At 65.5% G+C, this 25,717-nt stretch carries 29 protein-coding genes; 10 read left to right on the top strand and 19 right to left on the bottom strand.

Annotated features, from left to right (window positions below; genetic code table 11):
* Positions 1-7 precede the first annotated feature (7 nt).
* Positions 8-1,015, top strand: coding sequence for an SIS domain-containing protein (locus tag NR187_RS18885; RefSeq protein ID WP_256807269.1), 1,008 nt, complete (start codon positions 8-10; stop codon positions 1,013-1,015).
* A 105-nt stretch (positions 1,016-1,120) separates the two neighbouring features.
* On the opposite strand, the gene NR187_RS18890 is transcribed toward NR187_RS18885, so the two are convergent.
* Positions 1,121-1,672 (bottom strand): carboxymuconolactone decarboxylase family protein, encoded by a 552-nt coding sequence (locus NR187_RS18890; RefSeq protein ID WP_211381314.1) that lies wholly within the window; start codon positions 1,670-1,672, stop codon positions 1,121-1,123.
* A 71-nt stretch (positions 1,673-1,743) separates the two neighbouring features.
* Between NR187_RS18890 and NR187_RS18895 the strand changes: the two genes are divergently transcribed.
* Entirely contained in the window at positions 1,744-2,133 is a 390-nt protein-coding gene (locus tag NR187_RS18895) for a helix-turn-helix domain-containing protein (protein WP_211381313.1), read from the top strand.
* Positions 2,134-2,190: 57 nt separating this feature from the next.
* Here the strand turns inward: NR187_RS18895 and NR187_RS18900 are convergent, their stop codons facing one another.
* The 4 genes from NR187_RS18900 to hemH form a co-directional block, all read right to left on the bottom strand.
* Positions 2,191-2,634, bottom strand: coding sequence for an NfeD family protein (locus NR187_RS18900; RefSeq protein WP_256807270.1), 444 nt, complete (start codon positions 2,632-2,634; stop codon positions 2,191-2,193).
* A gap of 52 nt (positions 2,635-2,686) precedes the next feature.
* Positions 2,687-3,691, bottom strand: coding sequence for an SPFH domain-containing protein (locus NR187_RS18905; protein ID WP_211381311.1), 1,005 nt, complete (start codon positions 3,689-3,691; stop codon positions 2,687-2,689).
* Positions 3,692-3,935: 244 nt separating this feature from the next.
* Complete coding sequence (locus tag NR187_RS18910) at positions 3,936-4,913, bottom strand: ABC transporter substrate-binding protein (protein ID WP_306235649.1); 978 nt, start codon at positions 4,911-4,913, stop codon at positions 3,936-3,938.
* Positions 4,914-4,923: 10 nt separating this feature from the next.
* On the bottom strand, positions 4,924-5,961 hold the full coding sequence (gene hemH, locus NR187_RS18915) for a ferrochelatase (protein ID WP_211381310.1): 1,038 nt from the start codon (positions 5,959-5,961) through the stop codon (positions 4,924-4,926).
* An 82-nt stretch (positions 5,962-6,043) separates the two neighbouring features.
* Between hemH and NR187_RS18920 the strand changes: the two genes are divergently transcribed.
* The gene (locus tag NR187_RS18920; RefSeq protein ID WP_211381309.1) at positions 6,044-6,442 is read left to right on the top strand and encodes an MAPEG family protein; all 399 of its coding nucleotides are present in this window, start codon (positions 6,044-6,046) and stop codon (positions 6,440-6,442) included.
* A 166-nt stretch (positions 6,443-6,608) separates the two neighbouring features.
* Here the strand turns inward: NR187_RS18920 and NR187_RS18925 are convergent, their stop codons facing one another.
* From NR187_RS18925 to NR187_RS18935, 3 genes are read right to left on the bottom strand one after another with little or no spacing between them, the layout of a single operon-like run.
* Positions 6,609-7,706, bottom strand: a complete 1,098-nt coding sequence (locus NR187_RS18925; protein ID WP_256807272.1) for a nickel/cobalt transporter — start codon at positions 7,704-7,706, stop codon at positions 6,609-6,611.
* Positions 7,703-8,341, bottom strand: a complete 639-nt coding sequence (locus NR187_RS18930; protein ID WP_211381307.1) for a DUF1007 family protein — start codon at positions 8,339-8,341, stop codon at positions 7,703-7,705. Before NR187_RS18930 ends, NR187_RS18925 begins: the two co-directional genes overlap by 4 nt.
* On the bottom strand, positions 8,341-10,422 hold the full coding sequence (locus NR187_RS18935; protein ID WP_211381306.1) for a M3 family metallopeptidase: 2,082 nt from the start codon (positions 10,420-10,422) through the stop codon (positions 8,341-8,343). Before NR187_RS18935 ends, NR187_RS18930 begins: the two co-directional genes overlap by 1 nt.
* Before the next feature lie 138 nt (positions 10,423-10,560).
* Between NR187_RS18935 and NR187_RS18940 the strand changes: the two genes are divergently transcribed.
* The 5 genes from NR187_RS18940 to NR187_RS18960 all read left to right on the top strand — a co-directional run bounded on the left by NR187_RS18940 (position 10,561) and on the right by NR187_RS18960 (position 15,394).
* Positions 10,561-10,815 (top strand): hypothetical protein, encoded by a 255-nt coding sequence (locus NR187_RS18940; protein WP_211381305.1) that lies wholly within the window; start codon positions 10,561-10,563, stop codon positions 10,813-10,815.
* A gap of 671 nt (positions 10,816-11,486) precedes the next feature.
* Entirely contained in the window at positions 11,487-12,629 is a 1,143-nt protein-coding gene (locus NR187_RS18945; RefSeq protein WP_211381304.1) for a type III PLP-dependent enzyme, read from the top strand.
* Between the two features lie 133 nt (positions 12,630-12,762).
* Positions 12,763-13,350, top strand: a complete 588-nt coding sequence (locus NR187_RS18950) for a GNAT family N-acetyltransferase (protein WP_256807273.1) — start codon at positions 12,763-12,765, stop codon at positions 13,348-13,350.
* 146 nt (positions 13,351-13,496) lie between these two features.
* Positions 13,497-13,886: a RidA family protein gene (locus tag NR187_RS18955; RefSeq protein ID WP_211381302.1), complete on the top strand. Its 390-nt coding sequence runs from the start codon at positions 13,497-13,499 to the stop codon at positions 13,884-13,886.
* Positions 13,887-13,951: 65 nt separating this feature from the next.
* The gene (locus NR187_RS18960; protein ID WP_256807275.1) at positions 13,952-15,394 is read left to right on the top strand and encodes a homospermidine synthase; all 1,443 of its coding nucleotides are present in this window, start codon (positions 13,952-13,954) and stop codon (positions 15,392-15,394) included.
* Positions 15,395-15,434: 40 nt separating this feature from the next.
* Here the strand turns inward: NR187_RS18960 and NR187_RS18965 are convergent, their stop codons facing one another.
* The 11 genes from NR187_RS18965 to NR187_RS19015 form a co-directional block, all read right to left on the bottom strand.
* Positions 15,435-15,767 (bottom strand): hypothetical protein, encoded by a 333-nt coding sequence (locus NR187_RS18965; protein ID WP_211381300.1) that lies wholly within the window; start codon positions 15,765-15,767, stop codon positions 15,435-15,437.
* Between the two features lie 101 nt (positions 15,768-15,868).
* Positions 15,869-16,585, bottom strand: coding sequence for an MgtC/SapB family protein (locus tag NR187_RS18970; protein WP_211381299.1), 717 nt, complete (start codon positions 16,583-16,585; stop codon positions 15,869-15,871).
* A 30-nt stretch (positions 16,586-16,615) separates the two neighbouring features.
* On the bottom strand, positions 16,616-17,635 hold the full coding sequence (locus NR187_RS18975) for a WD40 repeat domain-containing protein (RefSeq protein ID WP_256807276.1): 1,020 nt from the start codon (positions 17,633-17,635) through the stop codon (positions 16,616-16,618).
* A complete protein-coding gene (locus tag NR187_RS18980; RefSeq protein WP_211381298.1) occupies positions 17,635-18,678 on the bottom strand; it encodes a GTP-binding protein in 1,044 nt (347 codons plus the stop codon). The genes NR187_RS18975 and NR187_RS18980 overlap by 1 nt, the downstream gene beginning before the upstream one ends.
* 54 nt (positions 18,679-18,732) lie before the next feature.
* Entirely contained in the window at positions 18,733-19,596 is an 864-nt protein-coding gene (locus tag NR187_RS18985; protein WP_256807277.1) for a metal ABC transporter solute-binding protein, Zn/Mn family, read from the bottom strand.
* Positions 19,597-19,601: 5 nt separating this feature from the next.
* Positions 19,602-20,471 (bottom strand): metal ABC transporter permease, encoded by an 870-nt coding sequence (locus tag NR187_RS18990; RefSeq protein ID WP_256807278.1) that lies wholly within the window; start codon positions 20,469-20,471, stop codon positions 19,602-19,604.
* Positions 20,472-20,477: 6 nt separating this feature from the next.
* Complete coding sequence (locus NR187_RS18995) at positions 20,478-21,233, bottom strand: metal ABC transporter ATP-binding protein (RefSeq protein WP_256807279.1); 756 nt, start codon at positions 21,231-21,233, stop codon at positions 20,478-20,480.
* A gap of 2 nt (positions 21,234-21,235) precedes the next feature.
* Positions 21,236-21,448 (bottom strand): hypothetical protein, encoded by a 213-nt coding sequence (locus tag NR187_RS19000; protein WP_256807280.1) that lies wholly within the window; start codon positions 21,446-21,448, stop codon positions 21,236-21,238.
* 42 nt (positions 21,449-21,490) lie between these two features.
* On the bottom strand, positions 21,491-21,991 hold the full coding sequence (locus NR187_RS19005) for a hypothetical protein (RefSeq protein ID WP_211381293.1): 501 nt from the start codon (positions 21,989-21,991) through the stop codon (positions 21,491-21,493).
* Positions 21,988-22,599 (bottom strand): permease, encoded by a 612-nt coding sequence (locus tag NR187_RS19010; protein ID WP_256807281.1) that lies wholly within the window; start codon positions 22,597-22,599, stop codon positions 21,988-21,990. Before NR187_RS19010 ends, NR187_RS19005 begins: the two co-directional genes overlap by 4 nt.
* Positions 22,600-22,812: 213 nt before the next feature.
* On the bottom strand, positions 22,813-23,409 hold the full coding sequence (locus tag NR187_RS19015; protein ID WP_256807282.1) for a superoxide dismutase: 597 nt from the start codon (positions 23,407-23,409) through the stop codon (positions 22,813-22,815).
* A gap of 234 nt (positions 23,410-23,643) precedes the next feature.
* On the opposite strand from NR187_RS19015, the gene NR187_RS19020 reads away from it, so the two are divergent.
* Both NR187_RS19020 and NR187_RS19025 read left to right on the top strand, forming a co-directional pair.
* Complete coding sequence (locus NR187_RS19020) at positions 23,644-24,171, top strand: GNAT family N-acetyltransferase (RefSeq protein ID WP_211381290.1); 528 nt, start codon at positions 23,644-23,646, stop codon at positions 24,169-24,171.
* A gap of 81 nt (positions 24,172-24,252) precedes the next feature.
* Positions 24,253-25,635, top strand: a complete 1,383-nt coding sequence (locus tag NR187_RS19025) for an MATE family efflux transporter (RefSeq protein WP_256807283.1) — start codon at positions 24,253-24,255, stop codon at positions 25,633-25,635.
* The last annotated feature ends 82 nt before the right edge of the window (positions 25,636-25,717 follow it).

Here is a 25,717-nt window from a genome sequence, read left to right on the forward strand (position 1 = left end):
CCTGACCATGCCGAGCTCGATACCGCTGATGACCGCATCATCCGGCCCCATCCCCGACAGCGTCGAATCCGCGCTCCGCACCCTTGAGACCGAGAGCGGCGGCATCAACGCGCTCGCCGCCGCGCTGCGCGGCCCGCTGGGCGCGACCTTCGCCAAGGCGGTCGACCTGATTCGCAACGCGAAGGGCCGCGTCATCGTCACCGGTCTCGGCAAGTCGGGCCATATGGGCCGCAAGATCGCGGCGACGCTGGCCTCGACCGGTACGCCCGCCTTCTTCGTGCACACCGCCGAAGCGGCCCATGGCGATCTCGGCATGATCACCGCCGACGACGTCATCATGGCGCTGTCCTGGTCCGGCGAGCAGCCGGAGATGAAGACGCTCGTGAACTATTCCGCGCGGTTCGCGATCCCCATGATCGCGGTGACGTCGAACGCGGCGTCCTCGCTCGGGCAAGCCGCCGACATCGTGATCGAGCTGCCGAAGGCGCGCGAGGCCTGTCCGCACAATCTGGCGCCGACCACCTCGACCTTGATGCAGGCAGCGATCGGCGACGCGATCGCGATCGCGCTGCTCGAAGGGCGCGGTTTCACCGCACTGGAATTCGCGCATTTCCATCCCGGCGGCAAGTTGGGGGCGATGCTGAAATTCGTCCGCGACTACATGCGCACGGGCACGGAAATTCCGGTCAAGCCACTCGGCACCAAGATGTCGGACGCGGTGATGGAGATGTCCGCCAAGGGCCTTGGCTGCGTCTGCATCGTCAACGAGGCGAACGAGGCTGTCGGCATCATCACCGACGGCGATCTGCGCCGCCACATGCGGCCGGACCTGCTGACGGCGTCGGTCGACGACATCATGACCCGGCAGCCGAAGACCGTGCCGCCCTCGATGCTCGCCACCGAAATGATCGAGGCGCTGAACACCCGCAAGATCACGACGCTGGTCGTGACCGAGGCGGACAAGGTGGTCGGCATCGTGCACCTCCACGATCTGCTGCGGGCGGGCGTGGCTTAAGGCGCTCTCTCTCCGCACGTCATTGCGAGCGCAGCGAAGCAATCCAGACTGTCTCCGCGGGGACAGTCTGGATTGCTTCGTCGCAAAGGCTCCTCGCAATGACAGTTACTGCGGAAACCGCGCCGCCTTCTCCTCCAGCGGCAAGCGCAGCCCATTCGCCAGATACGACACCGTGCGGTAGAAGCCGCACAGCAGCATGATCTCCAGGATCTGCGCCTCGTCGTAATGCGCCGACAGCGCGGCGAACTCCCCGTCATCGAACGTCGCGCGGTGGTGCAGCGCGTCCACCGCAGCGATCAGCGCCTGCTCGGCTGGCGACCACCAGGGCGAAGCCGCATCGCCCTGCACGGTGGCGCGGACCTCGTCCTCGGTGAGGCGCGCCGGCCCGGCAAAGATCGCGACATGCACACCCCATTCGTATTCGCATTTGTTCAGCGCGCAGGTGCGGTCGATCACGATCTCGCGCTGGCGCAGGGACAGCGGCCCGGGATCGAGCAGGCCGCCGGCGCGAAACTTGTCCCAGGCGCGGGTATGGCCCGCCAAAACCCGGAACAGCGCCAGCGGCGGCGCCCCGCGCATGATGCGGTCGAACTGCCCCTGGATCTCCGGGGGATAAGGCGGCGCGAGCGGCGTGATGCGCGGCGTCGGAGATGACATGACCGACCTCTTTGCTACAATTACAGTAGCAATACGCTACACTATCTGTAGCAACGTGCAAGAGGGCAGCGATGGCGAAACAGGCCGGCTCGAAACCACGCAGCGTCCGCGGCTCGCGCACCGGGCGGCCGATCATGGCACTGCTCGACCTGCTCGGCCGGCGCTGGGCCTTGCGAATCCTGTGGGAGCTGCGCGACGCCCCCCTCACCTCCCGCGCATTGCGAACGGCCTGCGACGAGGCCTCGCCGACGGTTCTGCAGGCGCGGCTGGACGATTTGCGCGAAGCGGGGTTTGTGGAGCTGGGTGACGGTAGCGGCTATGGGCTGACGGCGCTGGGACGGGACTTGTGCGAGACGTTCATGCCGCTGCACCGGTTTGCGGAGCGGTGGAAGGGGCCTTCCCCCTCTCCCCGCTTGCGGGGAGAGGGTCGGGGTGAGGGGGAGCCTCCGCGCAGACGGTGAGAGACGGACTCGCGGAGAGTCCCCCCTCACCCGGAAGCGGGGAGAGGCGAAGAATCCTCACGCCGCCGCGACCGTCAGATTCGCTCCGTCCACCTGCACCACCTTCACCCGCGTGCCCGCCGGCGTATCGGGACCTGCGACGCGCCAGACGGTGTCGCCGATGCGCATGGTGCCGTTGCCGTCGACGATCGGCTTCTCCAGCGTGAACTCGCGGCCCAGCAGCGCATCCGCGCGCTTGTTGAGGAACGGGCTTGTGCTCGCATCCAGCTTCGGCCGGGCGAGGCGGCGCCACACCGGCACGGCCGCGGCGGCGAACACCGCGAACATCACGAGCTGGATCTGCCAGGATATGGCGACAGCGAACGAGATCAGGCCGACCAGCAACGCGGCGAGCCCGAGCCAGAACAGGAACACGCCCGGCGCCAGCACCTCCAGCGCCATCAGGACGAAGCCGAAGATCAGCCAATTCCAGGTGCCGAGCGATACGAACATGTCGGTCATGACACGACCTCTAACCATTTGGCGCGAGCCCTCGGACGGGCATGCGCTGTGACTATCCCTGCCGCGGGGGCACTGCCGGCGGCGTGGGACTGGACTGCGGCACCGAGCCGCCGCGGCGGGCGGCGGCGGCCGCAGACGCCGCGCTCTCGCCGAACGTTGCCTTCGCGATCTCGCCGATGCCGGCGAGCGAGCCCAGCATGCTCATCGCTTCGACCGGAAGCATGATGACCTTCTGGTTCGGCGAATCGGCGAGCTGCCCGAACGCCTTGATGTATTTGTCGGCGATGAAATAGTTCAGCGCTGCGACATCGCCCTTGGAGATCGCTTCGCTGACCATCTGGGTGGCCTTGGCCTCGGCCTCCGCGGAACGTTCGCGGGCCTCGGCGTCGCGGAACGCGGCTTCCTTGCGGCCCTCGGCCTGGAGGATCTGGCCCTGCTTGGCGCCCTCGGCGCGCAGGATCTCCGACTGGCGCTGGCCTTCGGCGGCGAGAATGTCGGCGCGCTTGACGCGCTCGGCCTTCATCTGCCGGCCCATGGCCTCGACGAGGTCGGCGGGCGGCACGATGTCCTTGATCTCGATGCGGTTGACCTTCAGGCCCCAGGGCGAGACCGCGGCATCGACGACGCGCAGCAGGCGCTCGTTGATCTCGTCGCGATGCGACAGCACCTGGTCGAGATCCATCGCGCCCATCACCGAGCGAATGTTCGTCATGGTCAGGACCGTGATGGCCTGGGTCAGGTTGGAGACCTCGTAGCTCGCCTTGGCGGCATCGAACACCTGGAAGAACGCGACGCCGTCCACCGTCACGGTGGCGTTGTCCTTGGTGATCACCTCCTGCTCGGGGATGTCGATCACCTGCTCCATCATGTTGATCTTGCGCCCGACGCGATCGAAATAGGGCACGATCAGATTGAGCCCGGGGCTCAGCGTCTGGGTGTATTTGCCGAACCGCTCGATGGTCCAGTCATAGCCCTGCGGCACCGTCTTCACGCCGGCAACCAGCGTGACGATGACGAGCAAAACCAGGACAATCGCGAAAATGTCGAAACCGCTCATATTTCCTCCAAGGCGGGAAAAGCCCTTTCCCGCGCCGTCAATTGGTCGGGATCACGACCCTCAAAGTTCAGCGATGGGTTCAGCGGTCGCTGCATAATCTCGGCATCGGCGCGATTCTACACAAGACGCGGGGAGAGGGAATGGTCGCGATTATGTATTTGCGAGGCGCCCTTGAAAGCGCGCAGGCGTAGACCTAGCGGCGAACGTTAACGAATTCGGCCATGCCGGCGGTCGTAGCCAAATCCTATTCGATGACGTCGTTCGCGGTTGCGAGCAGGCTTGGCGACAGCGTGACGCCGATCGCCTTGGCCGTCTTCAGGTTGATCGCGAGCTCGAACTTGATGGGATTCTGGACCGGCAGGTCGGCCGCCTGCGTGCCCTTCAGGATGCGATCGATGTAGGAGGCGGCGCGGCGCAGCTGCTCGGCGCTGTCGGTGCTGTAGGCCATCAGCCCGCCTTCGTCGACGAAGGTACGGCTCCAGAACACCGCGGGCGCGCGCGCTTCACTGATCGCCGCCAGGAGGTGCGCGCGGTTGGCCATGGTGAAGAAGTCCGGCAGCACCAGCAGGCCGCCGTCTTTCCGCAAGGCCAGGGCGGCGATCGAGGCCGCGTCATCGACCGGCGCGGGCTCCACCGTCACGTGGAGCGTCCGCGCCGCGTCCTCGATCGTGCGCAGCATCAGGGGCGCGAACGGCGCGGTGGCGGGATTGTAGACGACGAAGACGCGGGACACTTTCGGCGTGACCTGCGTCAGCATCTCCAGCCATTTGCCGGCCAGCGGGCCGTCGTAATCGGTGAAGCCGGTGACGTTGCCGCCGGGATGGGCGAGATTTTTGACAAACCCCTGGCTGACGGGGTCGGTGACCACGGCGAACACGATCGGGATCGTCGTGGTGCGCTGGCGCAGCTCTTCCACCGAGGGCGTGCCGACCGCGAGCAGGATGTCGGGCTTGAGCGCGACCAGTTCGTCCGCGAGCCGCGCAATGCGCGCGCGGTCGCCGCCGCCGCTGCGCCAATCGATCCTGAGGTTGCCGCGCTCCTTCCAGCCATGGCCGGCGAGCGCTTCGACCAGGACGGCGCTGCGCGTCTGCCCGATCGCATCGTCAGCCGCCGTGACCGAGAGCACGCCGAGCCGGCGCGGCGGATTCGGTTGCTGCGCCAGCGCCGGGGCCGGCAGCATTGCGGTCATCCCAAGAAGCGCCAGGCACTCGCGGCGGTTCATGGGGCACCCATCAGATCCAGCCCTGCAGCTCGCGCAGCACCAGGGTGCGGATCACGTCCATGCCGGGATCGCTGTCGTTGAGGCAGGGAATCGCGGAAAACTCTTCGCCGCCATTGTGCTTGAAGATCTCGGCATTCTCCTGCGCGATCTCCTCCAGCGTCTCCAGGCAATCGGCGGAAAAGCCCGGCGTCACCACCGCGATGCGGCGCACGCCCTCTTTCGCCAGACGCTCCATCGTCTTGTCGGTGTAGGGCTGGAGCCACTCGTCATTGCCGAAGCGAGACTGGAAAGTCAGCAGCAGCTTGGTCTCGTCCATCCCGAGCCGGCGGCGCAACGCCTCTGTCGTGGCGACGCACTGGCCCTGGTACGGATCGCCCTTGTCGACATAGGATTTCGGCATGCCGTGGAAGGAGGCGACAATCAGCTCCGGTGCGAACGGCAGGCTCGCCAGATGCGTCTCGATCGAGACGGCGAGCGCCTCGATATAAGCCGCGTCTTCATAGTAAGGCGGCGTCACCCGCAGCGTCGGCTGGTTGCGCAGGCGGGCGAGCACGCGGAACACCTCGTCGCAGACGGTCGCCGAGGTCGGGGCGGAATATTGCGGATAGAGCGGCACGGCGAGAATGCGCTCGCACCCCTTCGCAATCAGCGCGTCGATACCCGACTTGATCGAGGGATTGCCGTAGCGCATCGCCCAATCCACCACGACGTGGTCGCGGTCCGACAGCGCGGCTGCGAGCTTGTCGGCTTGCGACCGGGTGATGGTCTTGAGCGGCGACTCGTTCTTTTCGTTGTTCCATATCTTGCGGTAGTCGAGCGCCTTGGTGCGGGGACGGCTGCGCAGGATGATGCCGTTCAGCACGAGCTGCCAGATCAGGCCCTGGTCCTCGATGACGCGGGCGTCCGAGAGGAATTCCTTGAGATAGACCCGCACGCCCGGCGCATCGGCCGTATCGGGGGTGCCGAGATTGACCAGGAGCACGCCGACGCGCGGCAGACTGGACCGGACGGCGGGCGTTGCGGTCGCGATGGGGGCAATTGCGGTCATGGTCCGTTGGGTCGCGCGTTGCTCCGAACTTGTCAAGATGAGGCCTGTTTCGCTAGGGTCGCACCCAAGCGGGGGAGGAAAGATGACACTCGCGGAATGGTGCGTCTTTGGAGCACTGCTGCTCTATCTGTTAACGATCGCCTCGATCAAATGGATCAGGTTTCGCGGCTTCGACAATTCGCAGCCGCGCGATCCCGCCTTCTATGAGGATGCGATCGCGCAGCGCGCGCTCGGCGCGCACCAGAACGGCATCGAGACCTTTCCGTTCTTCGCCTTCGCGGTGCTGCTCGCCGAATACAGGGAGTCGCCGCAGCGCCTGATCGACGAGCTCGCGGTGCTGTTCCTGATCGTGCGGATCGCCTACGTGCTGACCTATCTCGGCAACCGCCCGACGCTGCGCTCGATCCTCTGGAGCATCGGCTTTGCGATCAATCTCGGGATCTTCTTCATGCCGGCACTGAAGCAGTTTCTGCCGGTGTGATGGGGCGAAGCCGTCCCAAAGTCGTCATTGCGAAGAGCCCTTGCGACGAAGCAATCCAGGCTGCCGCCGCGGAGGGACCCTGGATTGCATCGCTGCGCTCGCAACGACGGAGCAAGGTGAGCGACCGATGTTTCCGGCCGGCACCGCGAACGCAGGCACACCTGGTTCAAAAACACGTCGTCCGTTCGGCCGCGATATAGCCGAACAACAGGCCGGCGCCGAACAGCAGCACGAGGGCGGCGGCGCCGAATTCGAGGCCGCGCATGAACAGCGCGCCGCCGCCGTCGCGCCCGGCGCTCAGGCGGGCGGCGATGTCCTTGGCGGAGACGGCGACCACCGCAATGGCCGCGACCGTGATCGCGGTGCCGAGCCCCATCAGCAGGGTCGCGGCGATGCCGGCCCAGAACAGGCCCTGGGCGAGCGCAAACACCAGCACCAGGATCGCGCCCGAGCACGGACGGATGCCGACGGTGAGAATCGCGGCGAACCCGCGCCGCCAGCCGCCGGGGCCGGCCAATTCGCTCGGCGTGGGGCCGTGGGAATGACCGCAATGCTCGTCATGGACGTGGTCGTGCCGATGCTGGGCATCGGCGTGGGCGTGATCGTGGTGATGATGATCATGCGCATCATGGTGATGGTGATGATCATGGTCGTGCGGCACGCCGACGATCGCGGGTACCGGTTGGGCGGCCTGCAGCGCGCGAATGAAGGTGCGGCCCTTGGTCCAGACCAGACGCAGGCCGAACAGCGCGATCAGGCCATAGCTCGCGATCTCGATCGCGCCCTCCGCCTTGCACATGGTTTTTGCGGTGGCGTTCAGGATCCAGGCCGAGATACCGACGATCACGATCGCCACCAGCGACTGCATCAGCGCCGAGGCAAACGACAGCGCGATGCCGCGCCGGGCGGTCTCGCGGTTGGCGACGAGATAGGAGGCGATCACTGCCTTGCCATGGCCGGGACCGGCTGCATGGAAGATGCCGTAAGCGAACGAGATGAAGAGCAGCGTCCACACCGCAGAGCCGTCGGTCTTCGCAGCGCGGATGGTCGCCGACATCTGGCGGTAGAATTCCGACTGTTTTGCCAAGAGCCAACCGATGAGGCCGCTGGCCTCGGGCCCGGCCGCCTGCGCCGGGCGCGGGGCGCCGAACGGATTATTTTGCGCCAGGAGATCGTGAAGCGCGGCATCGGCCGCGGCCACGACGAGAAGAACGCCGGCGCAGACGACGAGCCCGCGCGCGAGCGACGAGAGATGCGGCTTCAAGGGCAATCCACCGTGATCTTGTTGGCGAACATCATGCCGAAATTGGCGTTCGGGCCATCCATGAAGGTCTGCTCGTTGAGCTTCTGCGCGGTCGCGGTGCCGTCGCTGGGACGGTCAAGTTTCATCTGGCAGCCTGTGGGCGCGCCGACCAGCTTGACCGGATTGTCCTTGGCCATCTGGAAGTCAATGAAGTAGGAACGGTCGAACACTTCGAGCACCAGTTGCTTGGGCTTGACCGGATTCTTCAGCGGCAGCGTGAAGTGCAGGGTCAGGACCGTATCCTTGTAGTCGAGGAAGTAGTCGACAGGCTCCTGGAATCGCTCCTTCTTGCCGTCGGCTCGCGCGAAGGTGAAGTAGGCATATTCCTTCAACGACTCGACGTTGGTCTGCGCCAGCGGCCCGAGCTCCTCGCGCGTATAGGCCCCCTTCTTCTTGGCCTCGAGCCCCTGCACCGCATAGGCCGAGAACATGTCGTCAAATGTCCAGGCGTGGCGGACGCCCGTGATCGAGCCATCCTGGGCATAGAGCAGCTCGCTGGTCGCGGTGATCCAGACATGCGGATGCGCGCGCGCCGCGCCCGATGCGAGCATGAGGCCGGCGGCGAGCAGCAGACCGAACAGGGCGCGCATACCCATCAGGCCGCCTTCGGGGCGTCGAGCAGGCCGCGGCGGCGGAGCAGCGCGTCGGGCTCCGGCGGGCGGCCGCGGAAGGCCTCATAGGCGACTTCCGGATCGACCGATCCGCCGCTCGAGTAGATGTCGTCGTGCAGGCGCTTGGCCACGGCGGGATCGAAGATGTTGCCGGCCTCCTCGAACGCGCCGAAGGCGTCGGCGTCCATCACCTCGGACCACATGTAGCTGTAATAGCCGGCGGCATAATGATCGCCGGTGAAGATGTGGCCGAACTGCGTGGGGCGGTGTCGGAGCGCGATTTCCTCGGGCATGCCAATCTTCTCCAGCTCCTTCTTCTCGAAGGCGCGGACGTCCTGCGCGCTTGCTGCCGGCTGGGTGTGGAATTCGAGATCGACCAGCGCCGAGGACACGAACTCGACCGTGGCAAAGCCCTGGTTGAATTTTCGCGCGGCGAGGAAGCGTTGCAGCAGGTCGTCCGGCAAGGGCTCGCCGGTCTGGTAGTGGCGGGCGAATTGCTGCAGCACCTCGGGCCGCTCCTGCCAGTGCTCGTAGAGCTGCGAGGGCAGCTCGACGAAGTCGGTGAACACGGATGTGCCCGACAGCGACGGATAGGTCACGTTGGAGAGCATGCCGTGCAGGCCGTGGCCGAACTCGTGGAACAGGGTGCGGGCATCGTCGGGCGACAGCAGCGAGGGCTCCCCGCCCGCGCCCTTGGAGAAGTTGCAGATGTTGAGGACCAGCGGCGCAACGTCGCCGTCGAGCTTCTGCTGGTCGCGCAGCGAGGTCATCCAGGCTCCGGAGCGCTTCGAGGGCCGGGCGAAGTAGTCGCCATAGAATAGCGCCTTGTGCTTGCCGTCCCGTCCCTTCATCTCCCAGACCCGGACGTCCGGATGCCAGACCGGCACGTCCGTGCGCTCCTCGAAGGTGACGCCGAACAGGCGCGTGGCGCAGTCGAAGGCGGCTGCGATCATGTGGTCGAGCGAAAGATACGGCTTGATCGCGGCGTCGTCGAAATTGGCGCGCTGGAGGCGCAGCCTTTCGGCGTAGAAGCGCCAGTCCCAGGGGGCGAGCTTGAAATTGCCGCCCTCGGCCGTGATCAGCGTTTGCATCTCGTCGCGGTCGGCGAGCGCCCGCGCCCGCGCCGGCTTCCAGACCCGCTCGAGCAGGCCCCGCACCGCGTCCGGCGTCTTGGCCATGGAATCCTCGAGCCGGTAGGCGGCGTAGGTCGGATAGCCCAGGAGATTGGCGCTCTCCTCGCGCAGCTTCAGGATCTCGACGATGGTCGTGTTGTTGTCGTTGGCATTGCCGTTGTCGCCCCGCGCCGTGAAGGCCTTGTAGACCTTCTCGCGCAGGTCGCGCCTCGCCGAACTCTTCAGGAACTGCTCGACCGAGGAGCGCGACAGCGTCACGATGGCCTTGCCGGCCATGCCGCGTTCGTCTGCCGCAGCCTTGGCGCTGGCGACGAAGCTCTCCGGCAGGCCCTGGCGGTCGGCCTCGCCGAGCTCCATGAACCATTCCTGCTCGTCGCCGAGCAGGTGGTGGCTGAAGCTGGTACCGAGCTGTGCGAGCCTCTCGTTGATCCCGGCCATCCGCGTCTTGGCCTCTTCGGAGAGGCCGGCACCGGAGCGATGGAAGCGGGTGTAGGTGCGCTCCAGGAGGCGGAGCTGCTCGGGCGCCAGCCCCAGGCTGGCGCGGTTCTCGTGAAGCTGGGCGATGCGGCCAAACAGCACGGCGTTCATCATGATCGGATTCCAGTGGCGCGCCATCCGCAAGGAGACCTCCTTGTCGATCTCCAGGATGGTTGGATTGGAATGCGCCGAGACGAGGTCGTAGAAGACCGCCGCGACCTTGCTCAGCAGCTTGCCCGAGCGCTCCAGCGCCGTGATGGTGTTGGCGAAGTCGGCCGTGGCCGGGTCGTGGGCGATCGCCGCGATCTCGGCGGAGTGATCGGCGAAGGCCTGCTCGAAGGCTGGAAGGAAGTGCTCCGGCTCGATCTCGTCGAACGGCGGGGTCGCAAACGGCGTCACCCAGGCCTTCAGCAGCGGGTTGGTCTCGGCGTCCGTAGTTTGGCGGGGTTCTGACATCGCAAGTCCCGATTTTGAGCCTGATTTGTTGCGGCCAGCTATAGCACGCGATGGGGCTTTTTTGGGCCATTTGCCCTTGCTCCCGGCAGCCTTTTCGGGGAGATTGCGGCCCTCGATGGACCACGGACCCCTGAGCTCATGAACGCGCCTTCTTCCTCTTCCCGTCAGATCGTCTGGCCGAGCGTCATCACCGTCATCAGCGCCGCCATCCTGATCGGCGCGGAGGTGTTCGGCGCGGCGTTTGCCGGCGGCTGGGCGCTCGCGATCCTGTTCGGGCTCGGCGATCAGGGCACACACATCCTTCAGGCCGCGCTGTTCGCGCTCGGCGTGCTCGTGATGACCGCCTTCATCCGCGCAGCCCAGCGCGTCGAGCCCTTCACGAAGCGCCGCTGACGCTTCCTCGCGCGCGAGAGACATGCGCGCGCAGAAAACTTAACGCGCGTTCATCTTCCGCGTCGCTCGCGCAACACTGCGCAAGCAGATGTTAGGCAATTCTGTCCGCAGCCTAAAAAAATTCTTGCGAACCAGAGTCAAAACCCTTATGTGCGGTCTTGCCCAATTTCGCACGTGCCTGTGGTCGTGTGTCAGTCGGTAGGTATCCGGACAAGAGGCCGGACAGCCGCCAAGGGGTGAAGAAGCCGAGGGGCTCTTCGGAAGTGCGGAAGTCGGAAGGCTCATAGCCGGACGACGAAAGCAAACCCGGAGCGTCCAGCATCTCTCTCAAGAGATGCCTTGTCGAAGGTGACTTCACTTCTTGCAACCGTGACTGGCAGCCGGAGGCGAACCGGCGCACCCCGCTCTCAACGGGGGACGCGACTTAAAGCAACGACGGATCGGGCTTTTTTGGTCTCTACCGGCAGTCCAACGCCGGCGCGGGCTACTGAAAAGGCTTGTCCTTCATTGCCAGGTGTGCGGGCGGGAGCATTCCCAACCAATCCACGGCAGCACAGTCTGATGTGAGTCTTTGGCTCGTCACGCCTCCATCGCGTGATCTGGCCGGAGCGCTCTTATCCGACGTCATTTTTTGAACGGATCCCCGTCGCTGGGCCGTTTGGGAGAGTGCTATGACCGATCGTATCCAGGAATTCCTGCGCAACCGCCGCAAGGAGGGCCTCGACACCGAGCCGTGCCTCGTCGTCGACCTCGAAGTCGTGCGCGACAATTACCAGACCTTCGCCAAGGCGCTGCCCGACAGCCGCGTGTTCTATGCCGTCAAGGCGAACCCGGCGCCGGAAGTGCTGGCGCTGCTGGCGTCCATGGGCTCCTGCTTCGACACCGCGACGGTCGCCGAGATCGAGATGGCGCTGGCTGCGGGTGCGACGCCCGACCGCATCTCCTTCGGCAACACGATCAAGAAGGAGCGCGACATCGCGCGCGCCTTCGCGCTCGGCATTCGGCTGTTCGCAGTCGACTGCACCGCCGAAGTCGAGAAGATCGCCCGCGCCGCTCCCGGCGCGAAGGTGTTCTGCCGCATCCTCTATGACTGCGCCGGCGCCGAATGGCCGCTGTCGCGCAAGTTCGGCTGCGACCCGGAGATGGCCGTCGATGTGCTCGACGTCGCCAAGCGCCTGGGCCTGGAGCCGTGCGGCATCTCGTTCCATGTCGGCTCGCAGCAGCGCAAGGTGAAGGCGTGGGACCGCGCGCTGGCGATGGCCTCGCAGGTGTTCCGCGACTGCGCCGAGCGCGGCATCAACCTGACCATGGTCAACATGGGCGGCGGCTTCCCGACCAAGTACCTGAAGGACGTGCCGCCGGTAGTCACCTACGGCCGCTCGATCTTCCGCGCGCTGCGCAAGCACTTCGGCAACCAGATTCCGGAAACGATCATCGAGCCGGGCCGCGGCATGGTGGGCAACGCCGGCATCATCGAATCCGAGGTCGTGCTCATCTCGAAGAAGAGCGACGAGGACGAGGTGCGCTGGGTTTACCTCGACATCGGCAAGTTCGGCGGTCTCGCCGAGACCATGGACGAGTCGATCCGCTATGCCATCCGCACACCGCATGACGGCGCGGACATGACGCCGTGCGTGCTCGCCGGGCCCACCTGCGACAGCGCCGACGTGCTGTACGAGAAGAGCCCGTATCCGCTCCCCGTCACGCTCGAGATCGGCGACAAGCTGCTGATCGAAGGCACCGGGGCCTATACGTCGACCTACTCGGCGGTGGCGTTCAACGGCATCCCGCCGCTGAAGACTTATCACATCTGATCCGCCTCTCCTTCTGAGGCCTGACGAACCCGGGAGCCGGCTTGCCGGCTCCCTCCCTGACATTTCGATTTCTGACGACGCCTTGGACCGGCGTGCTTCGCGCACGTCGGCTTCAAGCGGGGACTGACGTGCCATGACCACTCTTCGGAAGCCACAGATCGCCCTCAACTCGAATGCCGCTCCGTTCGCTATTCGTGCGGAACGTGCTGCCGACGTTGCCGCCCGTGAAGCGCTGCTGGATGCCTGCTTTGGCGAGAACCGCCATGGCCGCACCTGCCAGCGCCTGCGCGACGGACGTGCGCCTGCCGCAGGCCTTGCCCTGTCGGCCGTGCGCGAGGGGACGCTCGTGGGAACCGTGCGGCTGTGGCATGTCAGCGCCGGAGGCAGGCCCGCTCTGGTCCTCGGACCACTGGCGGTGGACCCTGCCTGCCGCGAGTTCGGGATCGGCGCCGCGCTGATGCAACAAGCGCTGGCCGCCGCCCGGGCGCGCGGGCATGCCGCCGTGATCCTGCTCGGCGATGCCTCCTATTATGCCCGCTTTGGCTTCTCCGGCGAGAAGACGGCTGAGCTCTCGCTGCCCGGCCCGTTCGAACGCGACCGTCTGCTCGCGCTCGAATTCACCGGCGGCGCGCTCGACGGCGCCGAGGGGATGATCATCCCGACCGGCGCGCCGCTATCCAAACGGAGGTCGGTTCGTCCCCTCCAGGCGCACGCGGCCTGAGGGATTGCCGTGATGGCGACGACCGATGCCGCGTAAAGCGGCAACGGCTGGCTGCGCTTGGACTGACGCCCGTTCTTTCGGGGTTGCGTGAGCCCCGGAAACGCCCTTTAACCCCGCGAAACACCCTTTCAGTCGAGGTCCAAAACATGTCCCGTCGCCTGATCTCAACCGGCTCCCCCCTCGAGAAGACCGTCGGCTACAGCCGCGCCGTGATCGACGGCGATTTCGCCTTCGTCGCCGGAACCACCGGCTATGACTACACCACGATGACGATGCCGGCCGATGTCACGAGCCAGTCACGCAACTGCTTCAAGACCATCGCAGCCGCCCTGCAGGAGGGCGGATTCGAGATGGCCGATGTCGTCCGCGCGACCTACTACGTCACCGACGCGAGCTACATCGACGCCCACTTCGCCGTCTGCGGCGAGGTTCTCGGCGACATCAGGCCGGCCGCGACGTTGCTGGTCGTCTCCGCCCTCGCCAAGCCCGAGATGAAGGTCGAGATCGAAGTCACCGCCAAGCGCCGCAGCGTCTAAAGCGCCGCAGCGCCTGTTCCATCCCCTCGCCATTGTTTGCCAGCACGTTCCGGAGAAACCATCCCATGAGCCCCGCCTCGCAGATCTACGCGAAGATCACCGGTCCCATCGTCATGGTCGGCTTCGGCTCCATCGGCAAAGGCACGCTGCCGCTGATCGAGCGGCACCTCGACTATGACAAGTCGCGCGTCACCGTGATCGATCCCAAGGACGAGGGCCGCAAGGCGCATTGCGAGAAGCAGAATGTGCGCTTCATCCAGAAGGCCGTGACAAAAGACAATTATCGCGAGTTGCTGACACCGCTGCTCACCGAAGGTGGCGGCAAGGGCTTTTGCGTCAATCTGTCGGTCGATACCGGCTCGACCGACATCATGGAGCTCTGCAACGAGCTCGGCGCGCTCTATATCGACACCGTCAACGAGCCCTGGCTCGGCTTCTATTTCGATGCCTCCAAGGGCCCGGAAGCGCGCTCCAATTACGCCCTGCGCGAAGCGACGCTGGCCGCCAAGCGCGCGCGCCCCGCGGGTTCGACGACGGCCGTCTCCTGCTGCGGCGCCAATCCCGGCATGGTCTCCTTCTTCGTCAAGCAGGCGCTGCTCAATGTCGCCGCTGACCTCAAGCTCAACGCTCCCAAGCCCAAGACCAAGGCCGAATGGGCGGATCTGATGCGGCAGGCCGGCATCAAGGGCATCCACATCGCCGAACGTGACACCCAGCGCTCCAAGAAGCCGAAGGAGCCCGACGTCTTCGTCAACACCTGGTCGGTGGAAGGTTTCCTGTCGGAAGGTGTGCAGCCGTCCGAACTCGGCTGGGGCACCCATGAGAAATGGATGCCCGAGAACGCGCGAACCCACGAAGCCGGTTGCGGCGCCGCCATCTATCTGATGCAGCCCGGCGCCAACACGCGCGTGCGCACCTGGTGCCCGACCCGCGGCGCGCAGTATGGCTTCCTCGTCACTCACAACGAGTCGATCTCGATTGCCGATTACTTCACGGTGCGCGACGCCTCGGGCACGGCGGTCTACCGGCCGACCTGCCACTATGCCTATCATCCGGCTGACGACGCCGTGCTGTCGCTGCATGAGATGTTCGGCCGCGCCGCGAAGATGCAGGAGAAGCACCACATCCTCGACGAGAACGAAATCGTCGACGGCATCGACGAACTCGGCGTGCTGCTGTTCGGCCACGACAACAATGCCTACTGGTACGGCTCGCAGCTCTCCATCGAGGAGACCCGCAAGCTCGCGCCCTACCAGAACGCCACCGGCCTGCAAGTGACCTCCGCCGTGCTCGGCGGCATGGTGTGGGCGCTGGAAAACCCCAACGAAGGCATCGTCGAGGCCGACGAGATGGATTTCGATCGCCTGCTGGAAATCCAGCTGCCTTATCTCGGCCCGGTGAAGGGCTTCTACACCGACTGGACGCCGCTGACGGATCGTCCGGGACTATTTCCGGAGGACATCGACACGAGCGATCCCTGGCAGTTCCGGAACATATTGGTGCGCTGAGGGACGCGACGCGTTCCGACTGCGAGCGTGCAGTGACCGCCTACTTCTCCTTGATCGGTGGAGCGATCTTCTCGGCAGGTGCAGGGGGCAATGCTGGTTTGACCGCGCCGGCAGCCCCTTGCGTCTGCGGATCGGGGCGCGCGGGCTCGGGCGCCGGCGTGGTCGGCCGGTCGCCGCCGGGCTTGGCTTCCGCGGGCTTGTTCTGATCCTCGGACGGCGTGCCCTGGAGCGGCTGGGTTGCCTGCGCCAGCTCCATGCGACCTTCAGCGCGGATTTGCGCGATCGATACCCCCGATATCACCACGCCGGCCGCAAACAGCGAGCAGGCAATCATGAAGTCGAGTTTCAGTCTGCGCTTGTCATTGCCGGTCATGTCGATCACCGCCTATGTCTGCGAGATCAACGAAGTCGCCGGCCCGCGGTTCCGTAGCCGCCGAAGCGGGAACCGCGCCTTCGCGCGCCAAAACGCCGCGCTCAGTCCGAGGTGCTGACTTCCCAGGTGGCGTGGCGCACGCCCGGCAGGTGCTGGAGATCGGTCGCCACCGCGTTCAGCTCGTTCGGATCAACCGCGGTCGCGACCAGCTTTGCAACGATCTCCAGGACGTCCTCGCCAATCTCGACCACCTCGATATCGGCCACCGGATACTTTGCCCCTTCGAGCTTCTCGACGAGGCGGTCGCGCATGTCGGGGAGCGCGTCGGTCGCGACCGCGAGCTTGAAGTAGTAGGTCGCCTCGGAGGCCTTCTCGTTCAGCGGAATGCGATTGATGGCGTTGACCAGCGGGCGCAGCATGGTGTTGCCGGCGATGACGAACACGGTGAGTGCGGCCGCCTGCGCGACCATGTCGGCTCCCGCGCAGGAGCCGACCGCTGCCGAGGCCCACAGCGTCGCCGCGGTGTTGAGCCCGCGCACGTCCATGCCCTGCTTCATGATGACGCCGGCGCCGAGAAAGCCGATGCCGGAGACGACATAGGAGATCACCCGCACCGCGCCGTCGGAGCCGGTCAGATGCATGGCGAGATCGACGAAGGCGGCAGCGCCGACCGCGACCAGCACGTTGGTGCGCAGGCCTGCGGTGCGCTGCCGGTACTGCCGTTCGGCGCCGATCAGCGTGCCCAGCACGAAGGCCGTGAACAGGCTGACCAGCGTGTCGGCGAAGTCAGCAAGCTGGAACGTCGTCAGAAACCGCATGGTCCCCTATACGGTCAGAACGATGACAGATTAAAGCTCGAGCAGACCGCCGTCGCCATTTTCATCGGCAAAGGCCAGCAGCGTGCCCTTGGCGTTCCAGGCGAGCGCAGCCACGGGTGGCGTGCCGTTTGGGCGGACCAGGATCTCGGCGCCGTCCTCCAGCCGCACCATCAGCACGGTGCCGTCGCTGTAGCCGGCGGCGAAAATGTCGTTCTTCGGATGACACGCGACCACCGACACGCGCGCTTGCAGCGGCGCCAGCATCGCGGGCTCCTTGCCCATCGGGCCGTCCTTGCTGGCGAACGGCCACAGGATCACGGTGTCGGCGCCCGAGGTTGCCAGCGCCTTGCCGCCCGCGCTCCAGGACATCGAGCGTACCCGGCCGGGATAGCCGGTCATCCGCATATGCCTGTTGTCGGCGAGCCGCCAGCCGTGCAGCGCCGACTCGTGCATCGTGGTGACCAGGAATTTGTTGTCCGGGCTGAAGGTGACGCCGAGATGGGAGCCGGCCCAGGGCAGGAATTCGGCCGATCCTTCCATGTTGGGAAACCACAGCGTGGCGCCGTTGTAATGCGCGATCGCGAGCCGCAAGCCCTTCGGCGCAAACGCAAGCCCACCGACAGTCGAGGGCACCTCGATCGATTTTTCCTCGCTCTTGCCGCTCTTGACGGTCGCGGTCTTGCCGGCCGACCAGGCGTAGGCGCCATCCGAATGCAGTGCCACCGCGTCGATCCAGCGCCGCTTCGGGTCGGTGGCGAGCAGCGTCACCTCGCCCTTGGCGTCGAGCGACACGACCTTGCCGTCGTCGCCGCCCATGACGAGGCGCTTGCCGTCGCTCGCGGTCGAGAGGATGCCGCCGCTATGCACGACAACAGTGGTGATCTCGCCCTTGCTGTCGACCAACGCAACGTTTTCCTCGCCGCCGACGAAGGCAGCGCGGTCGCCGAGGAAATGGGCCGAGGTCACACCCATGCCGAGCGCAACCGGCTTGACACGGTCGGTGACGGAGACGATCGAGGCGGAGTCGGAAGCGGGCGTAAACTCTTTCATCACGAGACGATGCAGCTCTCGAAGCCCGCGCGAATGAGCTCTTCCGGCAATTCGCGGCCGATAAAGACGAGGCGGCTCTCGCGCGCCTCGCCGTCCTTCCATTTCCGCTGGTGGTTGCCCTCCAGCATCATGTGGACGCCCTGGAAGACATAGCGGTCGTCATCGTCGTGGAAGGCGAGGATGCCCTTGGAGCGCAGGATCTTGCCGCCCTCGACCTGCACCAGATTCTGGAGCCAGGGCATGAACACGTTCGGGTCGAGCGGCTTGTCGGTCTTGAGCGACAGCGACTGCATGTCCTCGTCGTGATAGTGCTTCAGGCCGTGGCCGTGATCATGATGATGGTCGTGACCGTGGTGATGATGATCATGGTCGTGGTCATGATCGTCGGCATTCAGGAAGTCCGGCTCGATGTCGAGGATGCGGTCGAGATCGAAGGCGCCGCGATCGAGTACGTCAGCCAGAGCCACCGAGCAGCGCTCGGTACGATGCAGCTTCGCATAGGGATTGATGGCGCGGATGCGGGCCTCCACCTCGGCAAGCTCTCCCTTGGTGACGAGATCGGTCTTGTTCAGCACGATGACGTCGGCGAACGCGATCTGGTTCTTGGCCTCGGGCGCGTCCTTGAGCCGGTCGGAGAGCCATTTAGCATCCGCGACCGTCACCACCGCATCGAGGCGCGCGTTCTTCTGCACGTCCTCGTCGACGAAGAAGGTCTGGGCCACGGGCGCCGGATCGGCAAGGCCGGTGGTCTCGACGATGATGGCGTCGAACTTGCCCTTGCGCTTCATCAACCCGTCCATGATGCGCACGAGGTCACCGCGCACGGTGCAGCAGATGCAGCCGTTGTTCATCTCGAACACTTCCTCATCGGCACCGATGATGAGGTCGTTGTCGATGCCGATCTCGCCGAATTCGTTGACGATGACGGCGTATTTCTTGCCGTGGTTTTCGGACAGGATGCGGTTCAAAAGCGTGGTCTTGCCGGCGCCGAGATAGCCGGTCAGGACGGTCACGGGAATTTTCTGGGAGGTCGCTTCAGACATAATCACTCCGGACTTCGGGCGTTTCGCGCGACGCGAGGCGGGGTGGCCCCTGCCCTAGTGGTCAAGCGCGCTGGTCAGGGCCTTTATATTGTGCCTGACCATATCAATGTAAGTGGGTGCAAGCCCCTTTTCGGCCGTTAAACCGTCCGAAATGAGGGTCCCGCCGACTTTTGAACCGGTCTCCGCCGCGATCCGCCGGATCAACCGGTCGTCGCTGATATTTTCCAGGAAAACGGCCGGGATTTTTTGGGCCTTGATCTGGCCGATGATGCCGGCGATATCCCGCGCGCTGGGCTCGGTTTCCGTGGAGACGCCGAGTGGCGCGATGAACTGGACGCCGTATTCGGCGGCGAAATAGCCGAAGGCATCATGGGTGGAGATCACCTTGCGCCGCTCCGGGGGGATTTTCGCCACCGCCTCGCGGACCTCGCGGTCCAGCGTTTCGAGCTTTTCCAGATAGGCCTTGGCCTTCGCGCGGAAGAACTCCGCGTCGTCCGGATCGGCCGCGGCCAGCGCGCTGGCGATGTCCGTCACGTAGACCTTGGCGTTGGGCACGGACTGCCAGGCATGCGGGTCTGCGGCCGAGCCGAGCTTGAGCGGCGCGATGCCGGCGCTCGCGGTGACCACCTGCGCCTTGGCTCCCGACGACTGCACGAGACGCGGCAGCCAGCCCTCGAGGCCGAGCCCGTTGACGATGACGAGCTTTGCGTCTGCGATCCGCTTCGCATCGCTTGGAGCGGGCGTGTAGACATGGACGTCGCTGTCGGTGCCGACCAGCGTCGTCAGATTGATGCGGTCGCCCCCGACATTGCGGACGAAATCGGCGAGGATCGAGAAACTGGCGACGACGTTGAGCCGTTCCGCAGCGCGCAGCGGCGAGGCGATCAGCAGGAGCACGCAAAGCAGGATGGGCCGCATCGCCGTCACGCTTCCAGATGCCGGCCGGGAAACAGCTGCCGGAGGATACCGCCGACGCGACCGAAGAGAACGGAGACGATGTAGAGCACGCTCGCCACGAGAATGATCGCAGGGCCCGACGGCACCCGGGTCTGGAACGACAGCACGAGACCGGCATAGCCCGAGACCGCGGCGGCAACGACTGCGATGCAGATCATCGCGGTGAGGTCGCGCGACCAGAACCGGGCGATGCCGGCCGGCAGGATCATCAGGCCGACCGCCAGCAAGGTGCCGAGCGCCTGAAAGCCGTTGACGAGGTTGATCACGACCAGCGCGAGGAATGCGAGATGCGCAGGTCCCCCGGCGCGGCTGACGGTGCGCAGGAACAGCGGATCGACGCTCTCGATGACCAGGGGGCGGTAGATCACGGCGAGCACCAGCAGCGTGATCGTGGCGTTGAAGGCGACGACCAGCAGCGTCTGGTCGTCCATCGCCAGGATATTGCCGAACAGCACATGCAGCAGGTCGATATTGGTGCCCTTGATCGAGACGATGGTGACGCCCAGCGCCAGCGAGGCCAGATAGAACGTCGCCAGCGAGGCGTCCTCCTTCAACCCGGTCGAGCGCGCGACGAGGCCCGCGAGGATCGCGACTGCAAAGCCGGCGATCAGGCCGCCAGCCGTCATCGCGAACAGATTCAGGCCGGAGAGCAGGAAGCCGACAGCGGCGCCGGGCAGGATCGCATGCGCCATGGCATCGCCGACGAGGCTCATCCGCCGCAGCATCAGGCACACGCCGATCGGCGCGCCCGCCAGCGACAGCGCTATGACGGCGGCAAGCGCGCGCCGCATGAACTCGAATTCGGTGAACGGACCGATCAGCGCGTCATAGATCATCGGATTTCAAGCCGCCCGCGAGCGGCCATCGTCAGCCGCGCAGGCCTCAGCGCTGTCGTCGAAGGCCTCGCACATCCGCATCGCGACCATCAAATTTTCCGGCGTCAGCACTTCCGCCGTCGGGCCCCATGCCACCGGCCCGCGCGCCAGCACCAACGTCTCGCTGAAATGATTGCGCACCATCTCCATGTCGTGCAGCGCTGCCAGCACGGTGCGGCCTTCGCCGTGCCATTGCTTCACCAGCGCGAGCAGGTCGATCGTGGTCTTGCTGTCGATGGCGTTGAAGGGCTCGTCGAGCACGATCAGGCTCGCGTCCTGGAGCAGGACGCGCGCGAACAGCACGCGCTGCATCTGCCCGCCGGAGAGCGTGCCGATCGGGCGGTTCTCGAAGCCGTTGAGGCCGACGGAAGCGATCGCGTGCAGGATCTTGTCACGCGCGGACTTGCCGATGCCGCCGAACAGGCCGGTCGCACGCCACAGCCCCGTGGCGACGAAATCGAATACCGAGATCGGAAAGCTGCGGTCGATCTCCGCGCTCTGCGGCAGATAGGCGACATCGCGGGAGTCGAGCCCGCCGAGATGGATGCTTCCGTCGAGTGGCCTAAGGATGCCGACGATGCCGCGCAGCAGCGTCGACTTGCCGGCGCCGTTCGGGCCGACCACGGCGACCAGCGCGCCCGGCGCGACCACGCCGTTGAGATGATGCACGGCCGGATGCCGGTCGTAACCGAGCGTGACATTGTGAAAGTGGACGGCCGCCATGGTCACCTCATCGCCAGGAAGACCACGCCCCAGAGCACGGCGGAGGCGGCAAGCGCCGCGGCGAGGCGTGCGGCCATGGTCATGCGCAGGATCGACCAGGGCGCCGCCTGAGCCGGATGCGGCACTGCTGCATCATGGACGTGAGCGTGCGTGTGGTCGTGCCCGTGGGAATGGGCGTGGGAGTGGTCGTGAGCGTGGGACGCGGCGGGAACCATGTCGGTACGTTATATTATAACATTACCCCTGTCCACGCTCCCTCAGGGTTTGCCGATCACCATCGCGATGGCGGCCGCCAGGAACGGGAACGGCACCGACACTGCGCAGCGGAACCAGACGAAACGGGCCGGCATGAACGGGATTTCCCACAGGATCACGCGCTGGAAGGCGAACAGCGCCCAGGCAACGACATAGGCGACCACCTGCGGCACCCCGCCGCCCGATTTGAGCGCCACCGTGCCGATGGAGAAGCCGATCACCGGGCCCCCGGGCGTGGCGGCCCCGGCAACCACGGCGGTCGCGACCCCGAGCCAGCCGCTGTCCGGGCCGAGCCAGCCGGTGATCACCTCCTGCGGGATGATGGCGGCGATATAGCCGGAGCCGATCACCCCGAGCGCGATCCGCGGCACGATGTTGATGAAATCCATGGAGCCCTCGCGCAGCGAGGCCTTGAACACCGGAGGGCCGCGGCGGAAGGCGATCAGGCCGACGCCGAAGACCGAGCCCCAGAGCAGGATGTCGATGAGAAGCGCCGCGCTCAAATCTCGTCGTCCTTCGTGGCCGGCCTCGGATAGAGCCGGACATAGACGAAGCGTCCGAGCGCGCCTGCGAGCACCGGCAGCGGCAGCGAGATGACGATGCGCCACAGCGTGAAATCGGTGCCCATGATCGGAATTTCCCAGGCCACCGCCCGGCCATAGCCGATCAGGGTCCAGCTCACGACCATGGCGATGGTGGCGCCGAAATCGGCGCCGACCGCCAGCAGCGCGCTCGCGACGGGATAAGCGGTGAACGGTCCGCCCGGCAGGATCGCACCGAAGGCGGTGCCGATCAGCAGGCCCTTCAGGCCCGATTTCGGCCCGAGCGAGCGCGAGACTTTTTCGTGCGGCAGGATCTCGGAGATGAACGCGCCGAGCAGACAACCGGCCAGAACGCGCGGCAGGATGCCGCCGAACAGCGACAGGTCGTGGGTGAGAATGTCGAGAACACCGCCAGAACCGTCACGCCGCCAGACCAGATCCGCGCTGACCGCCACCAGGACCGCGATGATGATGGTCGACCAGCCGATCGGCTTGCGCACGCGTCCCGGCCGCGGCTCGGACTCCACGTCCTCGGCAGGCGCCGGGTCTTTCGGGGAAGAATCTGACAACGGGCTCGGTCGGCTCGAGGGTGATGCCCGTCCTGATTAAGGGCGGGCCCTGCACGATGCAAACAATACGGTGGCGGGAGCGTTGCGCGCCCGGCGCAGGGCCATGCGAGGTGCGGACGAATTCCGCACAGCAAAAAGGCGGCCGCGCATGCGACCGCCTTTTCAATTCGTCACTTCCGGAGCGGCAAAGCCGAACCTGGAATGTGTGAGCCCTCAGGCCTTGTCGAACAGGGATTCGACGTATTCCCAGTTCACGAGGTTCTCGACGAAAGCCTTGAGATAGTCGGGACGGCGGTTGCGATAGTCGATGTAGTAGGAGTGCTCCCAGACGTCGCAGCCGAGGATCGGAGTGGCGCCGTGCACCAGCGGATTCTCGCCGTTCGGAGTCTTGGCGATCTCGAGCTTGCCGTTCTTGACCTGGAGCCAGCACCAGCCGGAGCCGAACTGGCCGACGCCGGCCGCCTGGAAGTCGGTCTTGAACTTCTCGAAGCCGCCGAGGTCCTCGTTGATCTTCTTCTCGAGCTTGCCGGGCAGCTTGGTGCCGCCGCCATTGGGCTTCATCCAGCTCCAGAAGTGGATGTGGTTGTAGTGCTGGCCGGCATTGTTGAACACCGCGGGGTTCTTGCCGAACGAGCCCTTGACGATCTCCTCAAGGGACTTGCCTTCCCATTCGGTGCCCTTGAGCGCGTTGTTGCCGTTGGTGACGTAGGCCTGATGATGCTTGTCGTGGTGGAATTCGAGCGTCTCCTTCGACATGAACTGGCCGAGGCCGTCATAGGCGTAAGGGAGTGGGGGCAGCGTAAAGGTCATGGGTTGTTGTCCGCGACTGATGGGGAACGAGGCTTAACGGTCACCCCTTATAGAAGGTTCCTCGGCCGTTAAATACCGCCAAATTGCAAAAACGGGTGATGCGGCGGTATGGCCCGATTGCATAAAATCGTCGCAAGTGTGAGGGGCCGCTTCAACCAAGCCGAAAAATGTCATTGCCTTTGAGGCGCTTATGGCAGAACGAACGCACCACGCGGAGATGCGAAAGAAAGAGCAATGAGCATCGAGATCGACATTTTGAACGGCGATGCCTCCTGGCCGATCGCAGAGCCGCTGCATCAGGCGGTGTTCGGACCGCAAATGGTCGAGAAGCTGCCATGGGCGCACGTCAAATGGGCCAATGCCGATTTGCGCGTGCTGATCGAGACGCCCGAGGACGGTCTCGTCTGCCATGTCGGCATCTACTTCCGCACCGTCACCTGGAACGGACAGAATGTGCATATCGGCGGCATCGGCGGGGTGTGCACGCGCGAGGACCGGCGTAGCCGCGGATATGCGACCATGGCGATCGATGCGGCGGTGCACACCATCCGCGCCAACGAAGCGGCGCGCTTCGCACTGCTGTTCTGCGAGCCGCACAATTTTGCGTTCTACCAGGCCCGAAGCTGGCTGCCCTTCAAGGGCGAGGTCTATTGCGAACAGCCGGAGGGACGAATCCGGTTCGACGCCATGACGCCCTATGTCTTCAACATCGTCCGTGCGCCGACGCTGGGCACCATCGACCTCTGCGGCCTGCCCTGGTGAGCCCTGCGTGAAGCAAGGCTGGCGGAGGCAAGCCAACCCTGTAATATGTCGATCATCATCCAATGTTCCGCCCGGTGAGACATGACGATCGACGCCTCGATAGACGCCGTGCCGCCTGCCCCGGTCGCCTCCCCCATCGCCAGCCTGCTGACCGCGCCGATCCTGCCGACGCTGCTGCGGCTCGCGATCCCCAACATGATCGCGATGGTCGGCAGCACGCTGGTTGCGATTGCCGAGACCTCCTATATCGGGCGGCTCGGCACCATCCCGCTCGCGGCGATCGCGCTGGTGTTCCCATTCGCGATGCTGACGCAGATGATGAGCGCGGGCGCGATGGGCGGCGGCGTCTCGTCGGCGATCAGCCGTGCGCTCGGCGCCGGGGATCGCGACCGCGCCGCGTCGCTGGCGCTGCACGCCGCCATCATCGGCATTTGCGGCGGGCTTTTCTTCACGGTGATGATGCTCGCCTTCGGTCGCTCGTTCTTCACGTTGCTCGGCGGACGCGAGCGCGTGCTCGAGGAAGCCAGCGGCTATTCGCAGATGCTGTTCTCCGGCGCGGTGGCGATCTGGCTCGTCAACACGCTGGCCTCGGTGATCCGCGGCACCGGCGACATGCGCCTGCCTTCGATGATTTTGATCGGGATGAGCGTGCTCCAGATTTCGCTCGGCGGCACGCTGGGGCTCGGCCTGTTCGGCGTGCCGCAATTCGGCATGCCCGGCGTCGCCGCCGGCCAGTTGATTGCGTTCACCTGCGCCGCGCTCTTTTTCCTCTGGTATCTCTTGTCCGGCCGCAGCCGGCTGCCGCTGAGGGTCCGCGCCTTTCATTTCGAGCGCGCCATGTTCCTGGACATCCTCAAGGTCGGCGCGGTCGCCTGCCTGTCGCCGCTCCAGACCGTGCTCACCATTTTGATCTTCACGAAGATCCTGGCGACCTTCGGCACCGAAATGCTGGCCGGCTACGGCATCGGCTCGCGGCTGGAATTTTTGCTGATACCGATCACCTTCGCCTTCGGCATCGCCTCGGTGCCGATGGTCGGCATGGCGATGGGCGCCGGACAAGTGAAGCGCGCGCGGCGCGTGGCCTGGACCGCGGCGGCAGCCTCCGGGATCACCGTCGGCCTGATCGGCCTCGTCATTGCGCTCGATCCCGCATTGTGGGTGGCGCTCTTCACCGGAGATCCCGGCGTCACCGCCGCGGCGCACAGCTATTTCCACTGGGCCGGGCCGGCCTTCGTGTTCTTCGGCATGGGTGTGTCGCTGTATTTTTCCTCGCAAGGTGCGGCGCGCGTCGGCGGTCCGGTTCTGGCCTCCACCGCGCGGCTTCTGATCGTCGCGATCGGTGGCGTCGGCCTGATGATGGCGCAGGCGCCGGCCTGGACATTGTTCGCCCTGGTCGGCGGCGCCATGGTCGTGTTCGGGCTCTCGACCGCAGCCTCGGTCGCCTTCGTCCGCTGGGGCAAATGAGCGCAGGTAGATAAGCGCAGGCAAATAGGCGCAGGAATGTGATTCCATCCAGCGTTGCACTATCCTGCCGGGCTGCTATGGA

Source organism: Bradyrhizobium sp. Bra64, from assembly GCF_024519875.1.
GTDB classification, from domain to species: domain Bacteria; phylum Pseudomonadota; class Alphaproteobacteria; order Rhizobiales; family Xanthobacteraceae; genus Bradyrhizobium; species Bradyrhizobium japonicum_G.